We start from the raw sequence: 13,663 nt of genomic DNA, 5'->3' as shown, positions 1-13,663 counted from the left end.
TTATGGCGACTAAAACAGCACCACAAAAAAAAGCAGCCACGTTCGTTTACGAGGGCACAGACCGTCAAGGAAAAAAAATTCGCGGAGAAACCGTAGGGAAAGGCCCTGCCCTAGTCCGGGCTGAGCTGCGAAAACAAGGCATCAGCGCCAAGAAAGTCACCAAGAAACGGGAAATCAATCTTGGCGGCAAGAAAAAGATTAAACCATTGGACATTGCCATTTTTACGCGACAAATGGCAACCATGATGAAAGCCGGGGTGCCACTCGTACAAGCCTTTGAGATTGTGGCGGATGGCTTGGAAAACCCCAGCATGAAAGATGTGGTACTGAAGCTTAAAAGCGAAGTGGAAGGTGGAAGTAATTTTGCCTCAGCTCTAAGAAAACAACCACTTCTATTTGACGATCTATATTGCAGCCTTATTGATGCTGGTGAGCAATCCGGCGCTCTAGAGGTAATGCTGGACCGGGTGGCTCTCTATAAAGAGAAAAGCGAAGCCCTCAAACTAAAAATTAAAAAGGCCATAAAATACCCAATATCAGTAGTTTGTGTTGCCATTGTTGTTACTGTCATACTACTAACCAAAGTAGTTCCCACTTTTCAAGAACTCTTCGAAGGGTTTGGAGCAGAGCTACCCGCCTTCACCCAGTTTGTAATTGGCCTTTCTGAAGCCTTGCAGAACAACTTCTTTAGTATTCTGATTAGCCTGATTGCCTTTGGCGTGATTTTCAATGTAGCTCGACAAAGATCCGAAGCTGTTCGAAATATGATTGATCGCACCCTGCTAAAACTGCCTATCGTAGGCGACATCACATTCAAAGCAACAGTAGCACGTTATGCGCGAACCCTAGCTACCACATTCTCGGCAGGCGTACCATTAATTGAGGCCCTTGAGGCCTGTGCTGGCGCAACAGGCAATGTGGTCTATCGGAAGGCGGTTTATCAAATCAAGGAAGATGTCACTACCGGCCAGCAACTTCAGTTTGCCATGCGATCTACCGGCGTATTCCCTGCTATGGCACTGCAAATGACAGCCATCGGCGAAGAGTCCGGTGCACTGGATGCCATGCTGGAAAAAGTCGCGGTCTATTACGAAGACGAAGTTGATAATGCCGTTGATGGCCTGACAAGCATGATGGAGCCCCTCATTATGTCGGTACTCGGCGTCCTTATTGGTGGTTTGATTATCGCTATGTACCTCCCAATCTTCCAGCTTGGCCAAGTGGTATAACGTGTCCGATATTGTTCATCTTCTTTCCACAAGCCCAGCCCTTCTGGTTGGGCTCTGTGTCTTTATGGGCCTGTTGGTCGGCAGCTTTCTTAACGTGGTGATTTACCGTCTGCCGGTAATGATGGAGCGCGGCTGGAAGCAGGAGGCCCGGGAAATTCTGGAGCTTCCCCCGGAGGAGGATGGCGAGATTTTCAATCTGGTCACCCCCCGCTCCCGGTGCCCCAAGTGTAACCATGCCATTACCTGGTACGAGAATATCCCGGTCATTAGCTGGCTGGTGCTGAAAGGCAAATGCAGAGAGTGCCATACGCCAATCAGCAAGCGTTATCCGGTTATTGAGCTGACCAGTGGTCTGCTTGCCGGTCTGTGTGCCTGGCATTTCGGTTACGGCCCCTGGTTGCTCTTTATGCTGTTTGCCACCTGGACCCTGCTCGCAGCGGCCATGATTGATGCGGATACCACCCTGCTGCCAGACAGCATGAATTATCCGCTGCTGTGGGCCGGCCTGCTGGCAGCGCTGTTAGGGGTATCACCGGTATCCCTGCCCAATGCGGTGGCTGGCGCCATGGCGGGCTATCTTTCCCTGTGGAGCGTGTACTGGCTGTTCAAGCTGCTCACCGGCAAGGAAGGGATGGGCTACGGTGATTTCAAGTTGCTGGCCGCCCTGGGGGCCTGGACGGGCTGGCAATATCTCCCGCTGATTATCCTGTTGTCTTCCGTGGTGGGACTGGTGTTTACCCTTCTCGCGACGCTGTTCGGTGGTGAAAAACGCACCCAGATCCCCTTCGGCCCCTATCTGGCCGCCGCCGGCTGGATTGCCTTGCTGTGGGGCGATACCATCGTCAGTTCGTATCTGGGGATGTTTAAGATCAGTTGACAGTGGACAATTGATAATTGACAGCTAAAAGCAAAACCTAAAGCTTGGACGAGTTTGAGCTTTCGCTGTCAACTGTCCACTATCAACTGTCAACTCTTCCCCCAATAAGCTATTGCATCACAGCCATCCGTTAATTGACTGTGTTGAATTCGGAGTTCCCCCCTATGTTCGTAGTCGGCCTGACTGGTGGCATTGGTAGCGGCAAGACCGCCGCCACGGATTTCCTGGCCCAACAGGGCATTACCATTGTCGATGCAGATCTGGCGTCCCGGGTGGTGGTAGAACCAGGCCAGCCCGCGCTAGAGCGTATCGCCGAGCATTTTGGTGAGCATGTTCTCACTGAGGAAGGCGCCCTTGACCGCCGCGCCCTGCGCGAAATCGTGTTTGCGGACGCGAGCGCACTGAAAGTTCTTGAAGGCATTACTCACCCGGCCATCGGGGAAGAGCTGAAACGACAGATTACGGCCAGCCAGTCCCCCTATACCGTCCTGGTTTCCCCGCTACTGCTGGAAACCAGCCAGAAAAACCTGGTGGATCGTATTCTGGTGGTTGATGCCCCCGCAGAACTGCAGGTGCAGCGCACCATGGCCCGCGACCATGTTCCTGAAGACCAGGTTGCCGCCATCATGAAAGCCCAGATGGAAAGGACCAAACGCCTGGACCAGGCCGACGATGTGATTGAGAATCACGGGTCGCTGCAGGCATTTCATGAGCAACTCACAGACCTGCATCAACGCTATCTAAAAATGGCCAACGCACTCTGAACATGTCTGATACCGATAACACCACCCGTACCTATCCCTGTCCCCAATGCAAATCGCTTACCCGCTGGGACAATAACCCCTGGCGCCCTTTCTGTTCCGAACGTTGCAAACTGATTGATCTGGGCGACTGGGCGGCGGAGCGCCATGCAATTCCCGGTGATGACAATGCACCCGGGGATTTCGAAGAGTTTTGATCGTCTGACGGGATAAGCTGCGGATTGGGCTGCTCGTGCAGCAGTGCGAATAAACCCGTGCCTCTTTCTCTAACAGGGGCGTAAGCCAACGCCTACCCTAGGGTGCCACTGAGCCCGGCCAGAAGGCACGAATTCCCGCCACGCCAACGGCACCATGCTGGCGGGCCTTTTCCAGATCCGCTGGCGAGACACCGCCCAACCCATAGCAGCCCAGCGGCAACCCGGTAATCCACTGCCCTGCTTGCTGCCAACCCAGAGGGGGACGATCCGGATGACTGGCGGTGGTCTCTACCGGGGAAACCAGTACCATATCTAGCTCCAGAGACACCGCCTTTGCCAGGGCGTCCCGGCTGTGGCAGGCCGCCGATACCACACCGGGAAAACCCGGTCGCTCCCGGCAATCCATCAATACCGATTCGGGCAGGTGCAGCCCGAAGACACCCTGCAAGGATGCCTGTTCCATCCATTTTGCGGATAAAGCCCGCAACCATACCTTGATACCCTTCTTCCGGCACAGCTCCAGGAGCTCCGGCAGTGCCGCATGCTCGCTCCACTGGCGCAGATACAACCCCGTGGAAGCGGCATCCAGACGATTGATGCCCACCTTGAGAGCGTCGAGATCCTGGTTATCCGGCGCGATGGCAAGGCGGGCAGGCAATGTTATTGCCGTCACCACCGGCCGGTTCGCCGCCGGAAATTCCAGCGTCGGCAACTCGGCAATCTCGAACCAGCGCACCGGCTGGCCTTCACGGCCCGAAGGCTCACCCTGCCAGGCGGTGACATCGCGAAAATGCAGGGTGACGTGCAAATCCTCGTACTGGTGGGCAATCGTCATGAACGGAGAGGAAATCGCCGCCTGCATGCCCAGTTCCTCCTCCAGCTCCCGGGCCAGGGCCACCGACAGTGACTCTCCCGGCTCTACCTTGCCGCCAGGAAACTCCCAGCACCCCCCTTGATGCTTGTGGTCCGGACGTTTGCTCAGGCAGATACGACCGTCGTTGCCGCGGATGATGGCGGCAACGACGGTGATGGCGGGGGTGGTGGCTTCGGTCATAAACAACGTTTCTTGGGGAGCCTCGGAAGTGCCATGCGCGCAGGCGCAACAACGGATGAACGTCGCGAGCCGGTTCGCCTTGCGAGCATAGCTCCTACAGCGGTGATTCGTCGGGCATTCAGATTATGTGCGGTATTCCGCGTTGATCTTCACGTAGTCGTAGCTGAAATCACAGGTCCACACAGTGCACTCGGCATCGCCACTGGCCAGGTCCGCACGAATGTGGATCTCCGGCTTGGCCATCACTTCGGCCCCTTTCGCCTCTTCGTAGCTGTCCGCCACGCCGCCCTGCTCTACCAACAGCAGATCGTCCAGCCAGACGCTGACCTTGTCCACGTCCAGGGACGCAATAGGAGCCCGGCCAATGGCAGCCAGGATACGGCCCCAGTTGGGATCTGAGGCAAACAGCGCCGTCTTTACCAGAGGAGAATGGGCAATGGTCTCCGCCACGGTCCGGGCATCGGATTCGCTGGCGGCACCGGCCACGGTAATTGCCACAAACTTGGTGGCGCCTTCTCCATCGCGCACCAGTGCCTGGGCAAGTTCCACGAACACACTTTCCAGGACCTGGTACAGCAACTGGCTATGATCATCCAGCGCCTGAATCTCAGGCATCTGCGCCGTAGCCGTGCTGATCAGCATACAGGCATCATTGGTGGAGGTGTCGCCGTCCACCGTGACCCGGTTAAAAGACTTGTCTGCCAGGGTTTTCACCCACTGGTCCAACAGAGGTTTGGCGATGGGCGCATCGGTGGCGATAAAACCCAGCATGGTGGCCATGTTCGGCTTGATCATGCCCGAGCCCTTGGCCATACCGGTAACGGTGATCGGCACACCGTCGATCTCCACGCGACGACTGGTAAGCTTGGGGTAGGTATCGGTGGTCATGATGCCTTCCGACGCCCGTCCCCAGTGATGCTCATCCAGCACGGCCAGAGCATTGGGAAGACCTTTTTCAAATGCCGGTAACGGAAACTGCTCACCGATCACCCCGGTGGAATACGGCAGGATCTGATCTTCACGACAACCCGCCGCCTCGGCCAACAGGCGGCAACTGGCCAGACAGTTTTCCATCCCCTTTTTACCGGTACCCGCATTGGCATAGCCGGTGTTGATCATCAGGTACTTGGGGGCTTCTGCGGCCAAACGACTTTTTGCCACCTGCACCGGCGCAGCACAGAAACGATTCAGGGTGAAAACACCACTGACACGACTGCCTTCGGCCAATTCCAGCAATACCAGATCCTTCCGGTTAGCCTTCTTGATACCAGCCTCAACAGCCGCAAGACGGATACCGGGGACAGGCAACCATTCTGTCTGTGTCATAACCCATTCCTTGAAAATTCAGCTACTAGCTTTAAGCGACGAGCTACTAGCCATAATAACGAAAAGCACCGGTGAAAACCGGTGCTTTTGTATTTCTCGTCGCTGGAAGCTCGTAGCTAGACTCTATTCAATCTTGCCGTGGCACTGCTTGTATTTCTTGCCCGAGCCACAGGGGCAAGGTTCATTGCGACCTACCTTTCGCCCCTCTCGTACCACTGTCTTCGGGGCCCCTGCCTGGTCACTCTCACCGGCGGTTCCATCAGTGCCCGGTTCGGGAGCCGCCTGCATTTTCATTTTTTCAGCCTGCCGGCGGGCTTCTTCCTGGCGCTGTTGCTCAAGGCGCTCTACTTCGTCATCACGACGCACCTGGAAGCTGTGCAGAACACGGATCAGCTCATGCTGGATCTGGTTAAGCAGCCCCTGGAACAGTTCGAAAGACTCTTTCTTGTATTCCTGCTTGGGGTTTTTCTGGGCGTAACCACGCAAATGAATCCCCTGACGCAGATGATCCATATTGGCCAGATGCTCTTTCCAGTGACGGTCGAGAATCTGCAGCATCAGGTGCTTCTCGATCTTGCGCAGATCCTCGACACCGATCTCCTGTTCCTTGCGCAGGTAGTCCTGCTCCAGGGTTTCCACCAGCTTCTCGATGACCCCATCGATATGCATCTGGTTGTCTTCGCTGAGCCACTGGCCAACCGGCGCATTACACTGGAATTCCGCTTCCAGGGTTTTCTCCAGGCCCGGCACATCCCACTGGTCTTCCACAGAACCCGGAGGCAGATAACTGTGCACCAGCTCGGTCACCACATCATAACGAATGCCTTCCACGGACGTTCGCAGATCCTCGGTTTCCAGGATCTGGTCACGCTGGGTGTAGATAACCCGACGCTGGTCGTTGGCCACATCGTCGTATTCCAGCAGATTTTTGCGGATATCGAAATTGCGCCCTTCCACCTTGCGCTGGGCATTCTCGATGGCACGTGTCACCCAGCGATGCTCGATGGCCTCACCGTTCTCAAGCCCCAGCGAGCGCATCATATTGCGGATCCGGTCGGAAGCGAAGATACGCATCAGATCGTCTTCCATGGACAGGAAGAAACGGGTGTAACCCGGATCCCCCTGACGGCCGGCACGACCCCGAAGCTGGTTATCAATCCGACGGGATTCATGACGCTCGGTACCGATGATATGCAGGCCGCCCGCTTCCATGACCTTGTCATGGTTGGCCTGCCACTCGGCACGGATTTTTTCCGCCTCGCTGTCCGAGGGGGTATCCATGTGCTTGATTTGTTCTTCCGGATTACCGCCAAGCATGATGTCGGTACCCCGACCCGCCATATTGGTGGCGATGGTCACTGCGCCGGGACGACCCGCCTGGGCAATGATCTGCGCTTCGCGCTGGTGGAACTTGGCGTTCAGTACTTCGTGGGCAATCTTGTCTTTCTTCAGGCGCTTGGAAAGATACTCGGAGGCTTCGATGGTGGCGGTACCCACCAACACGGGCGCGCCCTTGGCAACGGCTTCGGTGATTTCCTTGACGATGGCGTCGAATTTTTCTTCCAGGGTCAGATACACCAGATCATTGGCGTCCACCCGCACCATGGGCCGATTGGTGGGGACCACCACCACGTCCATGCCGTAAATCTGGCGGAACTCCATGGCTTCGGTATCCGCCGTACCGGTCATGCCCGCCAGCTTGTTATAGAGACGGAAATAATTCTGGAACGTGGTCGAGGCCAGCGTCTGGTTTTCCTGCTGGATATTCACCCCTTCCTTGGCCTCGATGGCCTGGTGAATGCCCTCGGACCAGCGACGACCGGGCATGGTACGGCCGGTGTGCTCATCAACAATCACAATCTGATTGTTCTGCACAATGTAGTCACGGTCCACATGGAACAGGGCATGGGCTTTCAGGGCAGCATGCACATGGTGCAACAATGCCAGATTGTGCGCCGCATACAGGCTCTCGCCCTGTTCCAGCAGACCATTACTGACCAGCAGGGCCTCGATTTTCTGATGCCCGTCTTCAGTCAGCTCCACCTGACGCTGCTTCTCATCAACAAAGAAGTCGCCGTCCTGCTCTTCGGACTGTGCGGACAGACTGGGCATCAAGCGGTTCACGGCCACGTACAATTCGGAAGAATCCGCCGCCGGACCGGAAATGATCAGCGGAGTACGGGATTCATCAATCAGGATGGAATCCACTTCATCGACAATGGCGTAGTTGAGACTACGCTGAACCCGATCCTCCAGCCGGAACGCCATGTTGTCCCGGAGGTAATCAAAGCCATACTCGTTGTTGGTGCCGTAGGTTATATCAGCGGCGTAGGCTTCCCGTTTCTGGTCCGTGGGCTGCTGGGAAAGAATGACGCCGACACTGAGACCCAGAAATTCGTACAAGGGACGCATCCAGTTGGCGTCCCGCTCGGCCAGATAATCATTCACGGTGACCACGTGCACACCTTCACCGGACAGGGCATTCAAATAGGCTGCCAGGGTAGCGGTCAGGGTTTTACCCTCACCGGTGCGCATCTCGGAAATCCGCCCCTCATGCAGGGCAATACCACCGACCATCTGGACGTCAAAATGGCGCAGGCCCATGACCCGGGTGGACGCCTCACGAACCACGGCAAAGGCTTCAGGCAGTAATTCATCCAGAGTCTTGCCGTCCTGGAAGGCCTGACGAAATTCGCGGGTCTTGAGTTGCAGGTCCGCATCACTGAGCTGTGCCAGCGCTTCCCCGTGGCTGTTGATCGTTTCGACCAACTTGCCCATGCGTTTCAGCTCACGATCATTCTTGGTGCCGATGATTTTTTTTACGATGGTACCCAGCATACAACTTCCGGTTCAGTAAACAGTCAGGCCATAAAGTCGGCAGCCTGCCAAGCGTTGCCATGCTCGCATGGCTCCGACGGCAGCGTCACAACGGACTCTGGCAAGAAAAGGTTAGCCATTCTAAACACAATAGATTGAAGAGATAAGGTGGTATTCCCGGTTATCAAGGGCCCGGAACGAAAAACGGCCCCGCAAGGGGCCGTTTGGAGCGATCCGGTTAGCGTCGCGCACGGTAAATATAAGGCTGGGGGTTCACCTGAGTGCCATTTTTCAGCACTTCATAATGAATGTGCGGCCCGGTGGAGCGGCCGGAACTGCCCACTTTGCCGATCACATCCCCGGTGCGGACAATCTCCCCGGCGTCTACCAAGAGCTCCTTGGCATGACCGTAGCGGGTAGAGATACCATTGCCATGATTGATTTCCACCATCAGGCCATAGCCTGAGCGATCACCGGAGTAGGTGACCACGCCGGCGCCGGTGGCAATAATCGGTGTCCCTTCCTTGCCGGCAAAGTCCACCCCTTTGTGCCAGGCAACGCGGCCGGTGAACGGGTCCGAACGGCGCCCGAAACGGCTGGACATCCAGCCTTTGGCCAGCGGACGACCGGAAAGATAGGTCTGATCTTCAATCTGCTTGCCGGCCAACAGGTTTTCGAGAATTTCCAGCTGACGCTCCCGACGCTCCAGGGTCTCCGCCATCTGGTTCACGGCTTCCATAAAGGACGGCAATTCGTAGCTGGCACCCTCTTCCGAGCCTTCCGGCCCACCCAGCCCTGGCACGGTGCTGAAATCAAATTCATCGCCATCAATATCCGCCACTTCCACCAACCGCTCGCCCAACGCATCCAGTCGCACCAGGCGGGCCTGGGCCTGGGCCAGTTTCAGGGTCAGCGCCCGGAATTGTTCCTGGCTGAGACGATCCAGCGATTCCAGGGCTTTCTGCTGTTCCTCCAGATGGGTGGAGAAACGTTCGGTCATTACTGGCGTATACTCAGGTTGCTCGCTGAGTTGCGATACCAGCAGGTAACCGCCAACGCCCGAGAGCAGCGGCACTACCACCAACATAGCAGCCAGCAACCAGGGCCAATGACGGGGCACCGGCAGTGTTCGCGAATGGCCACGCTTGCTGTTAATGACTAAGATATTCATAGATTCGTGTAACGCACCGACTAAAAATGAAATAATTCAAATAGTTGCACTGGTTTTCTTGATTATTTTTTACAATTGCAGGCTAGTCTAAGTAAAACCCATGAGCAAGACAACTTCTCCCAAAGCCCTGCTCGCTCTGCTGAGTGGTAACCCGACCCTCTCCCGCCTGACCCGGGAGGCCCGGAAAGCGGCCAGTGATGACTCGCAGACTCCTGCTATGGCAGACCCTCTGGACTGCCTGCCACCGGCCCTGCGTGAGCGTGTCACCCTGGAGGAAGACAGTCTGCGCTGGCTGGCCATTGCCGAAACCAGCGCCACCGCACAGCTGCTGCGCTTTCATTTACCGAAGCTACAACAGGCGTTGCCCGGCCAGCAGATCAAGATCATGGTCGGCGGCAAACGCCAGATGCAAAGCAGCAATGTTCGTGCCAATCAACAGGACAAGCCCAGATTGGCCAGGGAAAGTGCCAGGCAAATTGCAGATCTGGCGGACAGCATTGAGGACGAGGGCCTCAAGGCCTCCTTGCAACGGCTGGCCAGCCGCGGGGAATCCGAATAAATCCCGTGTCCCATAAACGAAAAACCACCCGGCGGCGGGAGAACCGCCGGGTGGCAACAGGGTTTTTCGACGTTTGAACGGTACTGCCGAGTATGACTACTCCGCCGCCGCCAACACCGGTCGCATGTAGGATACCGGGGCGTCGGTGGCATCTTCGAAGGTCACCACCTCGTAAGAGTCCTCCTGACGGAGAATCTCGCGCAGCAAGGCATTGTTGAGGGCATGACCGGACTTGTGACCGATAAACTCGCCGATCAGGCTGTGACCCAGCAGATACAGGTCGCCAATGGCGTCCAGCATCTTGTGCTTGACGAATTCGTCCTCGTAACGCAAGCCGTCCTCGTTGAGGATGCGATACTCATCCACCACGATGGCGTTATCGACACTGCCGCCCAGCGCCAGATTCTGGCTGCGCAGGAACTCGATATCGCGCATGAAACCGAACGTCCGGGCCCGCGCCACTTCCTTCACGAACGAGGTCGTGGAGAAATCGATGCTGGACACCTGGTTGCGCTCTTCAAACACCGGGTGATCGAATTCGATGGAGAAGGTCACCTTGAAGCCATCAAAGGGGACAAAAGTCGCTGACTTGTCACCCTCACGCACCGTCACTTCCTTCTTGATGCGGATGAACTTCTTGGCCGCTTCCTGCTCCTTGATGCCGGCAGACTGCAGCAGGAACACGAAAGGACCGGCACTGCCATCCATAATCGGCATTTCCGGCGCAGACAGCTCCACGAAAGCGTTGTCGATGCCCAGCCCGGCCATGGCGGACAGGAAATGCTCCACGGTACCGACCTTGACGCCGTCCTGAACCAGGGTCGACGACAGGGTGGTCTCACGGACCGCATCGGCTGACGCCTTGATCTCCACCACCGGGTCCAGGTCCACACGCCGGAACACGATACCGGTATTCACGGGTGCCGGGCGCACGGTCATGTAGACCTTTTCGCCGGTGTGAAGCCCCACGCCGGTGGCGCGGATCACGTTTTTCAGCGTTCGTTGTCTGATCATCAGTCTGTCACACAGCTGCGGGTATCCTGCAGGATACCGCTTTCCTCAACACAAAATTAGGGCCGAATTATACTGCAATGCCCAGATTTTGCACCTTTACGGCCAACCCGGCCGCCAGACCGTTAGTCGGCCTGACGACGGAGAAAGGTCGGGATATCAATGAAATCCAGATCTTCCGCGGTGTTCACCGCCTGCTGACCGCGGCCGCTGGCCGCCTGCTGGGCAGCGCGTTTGCGCTCCACGGCGGGGCGATCCAGGTCGTTGTAGTCCACCCGGCCATCCGCGGTAACGGGGGTCTGACGACCGCGTACCACTTTTAGTTCCTGCTGGGCAGCACCCAGGCCGGTGGCCACCACTGTGACGCTGATGTTGTCACCCATATCCGGGTCGATGGCAGTACCAATGATCACGTTGGCATCATCGCTGGCCAGCTCGCTGACAATGTCACCCACTTCAGAGAACTCGTCCAGGGCGATGGACTCGTTGGCGGTGATATTGATCAGGATACCGCGGGCGCCACGCAGGTCCACATCTTCCAGCAACGGGCTGGAAATGGCTGCCTGGGCCGCTTCTGCCGCCCGGCCTTCGCCGCTGGCGGTACCGGTACCCATCATGGCGGTACCCATTTCGCTCATCACGGTGCGCACGTCAGCGAAATCCACGTTGATCATGCCCGGGCGAACGATCAGATCGGCAATCCCTTTTACGGCCCCCTGCAGCACTTCGTTGGCCGCCTTGAACGCATCCAGCAGGCTGGTGGAACCACCGAGCACCGCTTGCAGCTTCTCGTTGGGAATGGTGATCAGGGAGTGAACGTGCTCTTTCAGCTCCTCGATACCTTCCTGGGCGGAGCGCATGCGCTTTTTGCCCTCGAAGGGGAACGGCTTGGTCACCACCGCCACGGTCAGGATACCCAGCTCCTTGGCGATTTCTGCCACCACCGGTGCCGCACCGGTGCCGGTGCCACCGCCCATGCCGGCGGTAACGAATACCATATCGGCACCGTCCAGCAGCTCGGCGATGCGGTCACGGTCTTCCATGGCGGACTGACGACCGATTTCCGGGTTTGCGCCTGCACCCAACCCCTTGGTCACCTGGCTGCCCAGCTGAATCACGGTTTTGGAGGAGGCATTTCGCAGTGCCTGGGCGTCGGTGTTGGCGCAGATAAAATCCACCCCTTCCACACCGGAACGCACCATGTGATCCACGGCGTTACCGCCGCCGCCACCGACACCTACCACTTTAATGACCGCGCCATGCGGTACGCTGTCTTCCAGTTTGAATTGCATGGTTGATCTCCCGTTATTGCTTCCCTGTTACTACTTTGAACGTTATTTAACGTCGAATTGTCCCGGTGATGTTGCCGCGGCCCGGAACTGCCGCTTCCGCTAAAACTGCTAACCGGCCCGAGAAACTAGAAGTTGCCCTTGAACCAGTTTTTGAAACGCTCTACCCAGTTCACTTCCCCGCCACCGGCAAGGGCGCGGGCACTGGTACCGTCTTTTTCCATGCGCTGGCCATACAGCAGCAGGCCCACCGCGGTGGAATAGATCGGGTTCCTGACCACGTCGGTGAGGCCGGAGATACCCTGAGGGGACCCCAGACGCACCGGCATGTGAAAGATTTCTTCAGCCAGATCCACCGCACCCTCGATCTTGGAGGAGCCCCCGGTGAGCACGATGCCCCCGGGAATCAGATCCTCGAAGCCGGAGCGACGCAGCTCGGCCTGGATCAGGGTGAACAGTTCGTCGTAGCGAGGTTCTACCACCTCGGCCAGATTCTGGCGGCTGAGGGTACGGGGCGGCCGGTCGCCCACGCTGGGCACCTTGATGGTTTCGTCCGCACCGGCCAGCTGGGTCAGCGCGCAGGCGTACTTGATCTTGATTTCGTCCGCGTGCTGCTTGGGGGTCCGCAGGGCCATGGCGATATCGTTGGTCACCTGATCCCCGGCAATGGGAATGTTGGCGGTGTGACGGATGGCCCCTTCGGTGAAGATGGCGATATCCGTGGTCCCGCCACCGATATCCACGATGCAGACACCCAGTTCACGCTCATCTTCAGTGAGAACGGCGTGAGCACTCGCTAACTGCTCAAGGATTATGTCATCGACCTCCAGGTTGCAGCGGCGCACACATTTCTCGATGTTCTGGGCGGCGTTCACGGCGCAGGTCACCAGGTGCACCTTGGCCTCCAGGCGCACACCGCTCATGCCGATGGGCTCGCGCACCCCTTCCTGGTTGTCCACCACATATTCCTGGGGCAGCACATGCAGGGTTTTCTGGTCCGCCGGGATCGCCACGGCCTGTGCCGCGTCAATCACCCGGTCGATATCTGCCTGGGCCACTTCCCGGTCGCGGATGGCGACGATGCCGTGGGAATTGAGGCTGCGCACATGGGAACCGGCGATGCCCGCATACACCGTATGAATGTGGCAGCCAGCCATCAGCTCGGCCTCTTCCACCGCCCGCTGGATGGAGCGCACGGTGGCTTCGATATCCACCACCACACCCTTCTTCATCCCCCGGGACGGCTGGGAGCCGATACCGACGATTTCCATGGTGCCATCGGCGGATGACTGACCGACGATGGCCACCACCTTGGAGGTGCCAATGTCGAGTCCGACAATCATGTTTTCTGATGCGTTTGCCATGTCATCCA

At 57.4% G+C, this 13,663-nt stretch carries 12 protein-coding genes; 5 read left to right on the top strand and 7 right to left on the bottom strand.

Translation table 11 applies throughout. The features are described 5' to 3' along the window. Positions 1 to 2: 2 nt before the first annotated feature. From A0251_RS10215 to A0251_RS10200, 4 genes are all read left to right on the top strand, one after another. Positions 3 to 1,229: a type II secretion system F family protein gene (locus tag A0251_RS10215; RefSeq protein ID WP_062816739.1), complete on the top strand. Its 1,227-nt coding sequence runs from the start codon at positions 3 to 5 to the stop codon at positions 1,227 to 1,229. A 64-nt stretch (positions 1,230 to 1,293) separates the two neighbouring features. Continuing rightward, a complete protein-coding gene (locus tag A0251_RS10210) occupies positions 1,294 to 2,106 on the top strand; it encodes an A24 family peptidase (RefSeq protein WP_062816738.1) in 813 nt (270 codons plus the stop codon). Between the two features lie 164 nt (positions 2,107 to 2,270). Further along, on the top strand, positions 2,271 to 2,870 hold the full coding sequence (coaE, locus tag A0251_RS10205; RefSeq protein ID WP_062816737.1) for a dephospho-CoA kinase: 600 nt from the start codon (positions 2,271 to 2,273) through the stop codon (positions 2,868 to 2,870). Positions 2,871 to 2,872: 2 nt separating this feature from the next. Further along, positions 2,873 to 3,064, top strand: coding sequence for a DNA gyrase inhibitor YacG (locus tag A0251_RS10200; RefSeq protein WP_062816736.1), 192 nt, complete (start codon positions 2,873 to 2,875; stop codon positions 3,062 to 3,064). 97 nt (positions 3,065 to 3,161) lie between these two features. On the opposite strand, the gene A0251_RS10195 is transcribed toward A0251_RS10200, so the two are convergent. The 4 genes from A0251_RS10195 to A0251_RS10180 all read right to left on the bottom strand — a co-directional run bounded on the left by A0251_RS10195 (position 3,162) and on the right by A0251_RS10180 (position 9,432). After that, entirely contained in the window at positions 3,162 to 4,118 is a 957-nt protein-coding gene (locus A0251_RS10195; RefSeq protein ID WP_062816735.1) for a Nudix family hydrolase, read from the bottom strand. A gap of 123 nt (positions 4,119 to 4,241) precedes the next feature. Continuing rightward, complete coding sequence (gene argJ, locus A0251_RS10190; RefSeq protein ID WP_062816734.1) at positions 4,242 to 5,444, bottom strand: bifunctional glutamate N-acetyltransferase/amino-acid acetyltransferase ArgJ; 1,203 nt, start codon at positions 5,442 to 5,444, stop codon at positions 4,242 to 4,244. Between the two features lie 123 nt (positions 5,445 to 5,567). Continuing rightward, positions 5,568 to 8,282: a preprotein translocase subunit SecA gene (gene secA, locus A0251_RS10185; protein WP_062816733.1), complete on the bottom strand. Its 2,715-nt coding sequence runs from the start codon at positions 8,280 to 8,282 to the stop codon at positions 5,568 to 5,570. A 217-nt stretch (positions 8,283 to 8,499) separates the two neighbouring features. Further along, positions 8,500 to 9,432 (bottom strand): peptidoglycan DD-metalloendopeptidase family protein, encoded by a 933-nt coding sequence (locus A0251_RS10180; RefSeq protein WP_062816732.1) that lies wholly within the window; start codon positions 9,430 to 9,432, stop codon positions 8,500 to 8,502. A gap of 100 nt (positions 9,433 to 9,532) precedes the next feature. Here A0251_RS10180 and A0251_RS10175 point away from each other — a divergent pair, with 100 nt between their 5' ends. After that, positions 9,533 to 9,991 (top strand): hypothetical protein, encoded by a 459-nt coding sequence (locus tag A0251_RS10175; protein WP_062816731.1) that lies wholly within the window; start codon positions 9,533 to 9,535, stop codon positions 9,989 to 9,991. A 96-nt stretch (positions 9,992 to 10,087) separates the two neighbouring features. Here the strand turns inward: A0251_RS10175 and lpxC are convergent, their stop codons facing one another. The 3 genes from lpxC to ftsA form a co-directional block, all read right to left on the bottom strand. Then, on the bottom strand, positions 10,088 to 11,005 hold the full coding sequence (lpxC, locus tag A0251_RS10170; protein WP_062816730.1) for a UDP-3-O-acyl-N-acetylglucosamine deacetylase: 918 nt from the start codon (positions 11,003 to 11,005) through the stop codon (positions 10,088 to 10,090). A gap of 122 nt (positions 11,006 to 11,127) precedes the next feature. Beyond that, complete coding sequence (gene ftsZ, locus A0251_RS10165) at positions 11,128 to 12,294, bottom strand: cell division protein FtsZ (RefSeq protein ID WP_062816729.1); 1,167 nt, start codon at positions 12,292 to 12,294, stop codon at positions 11,128 to 11,130. Between the two features lie 125 nt (positions 12,295 to 12,419). Continuing rightward, entirely contained in the window at positions 12,420 to 13,655 is a 1,236-nt protein-coding gene (ftsA, locus tag A0251_RS10160) for a cell division protein FtsA (RefSeq protein WP_062816838.1), read from the bottom strand. Positions 13,656 to 13,663: the final 8 nt, after the last annotated feature.

Source organism: Alcanivorax sp. NBRC 102024 (genome assembly GCF_001602235.1).
Classification (GTDB): domain Bacteria; phylum Pseudomonadota; class Gammaproteobacteria; order Pseudomonadales; family Alcanivoracaceae; genus Alcanivorax.
The sequence above is the reverse complement of the archived record's forward strand: the minus strand, read 5'-3'. Positions and strand labels throughout refer to the sequence as shown.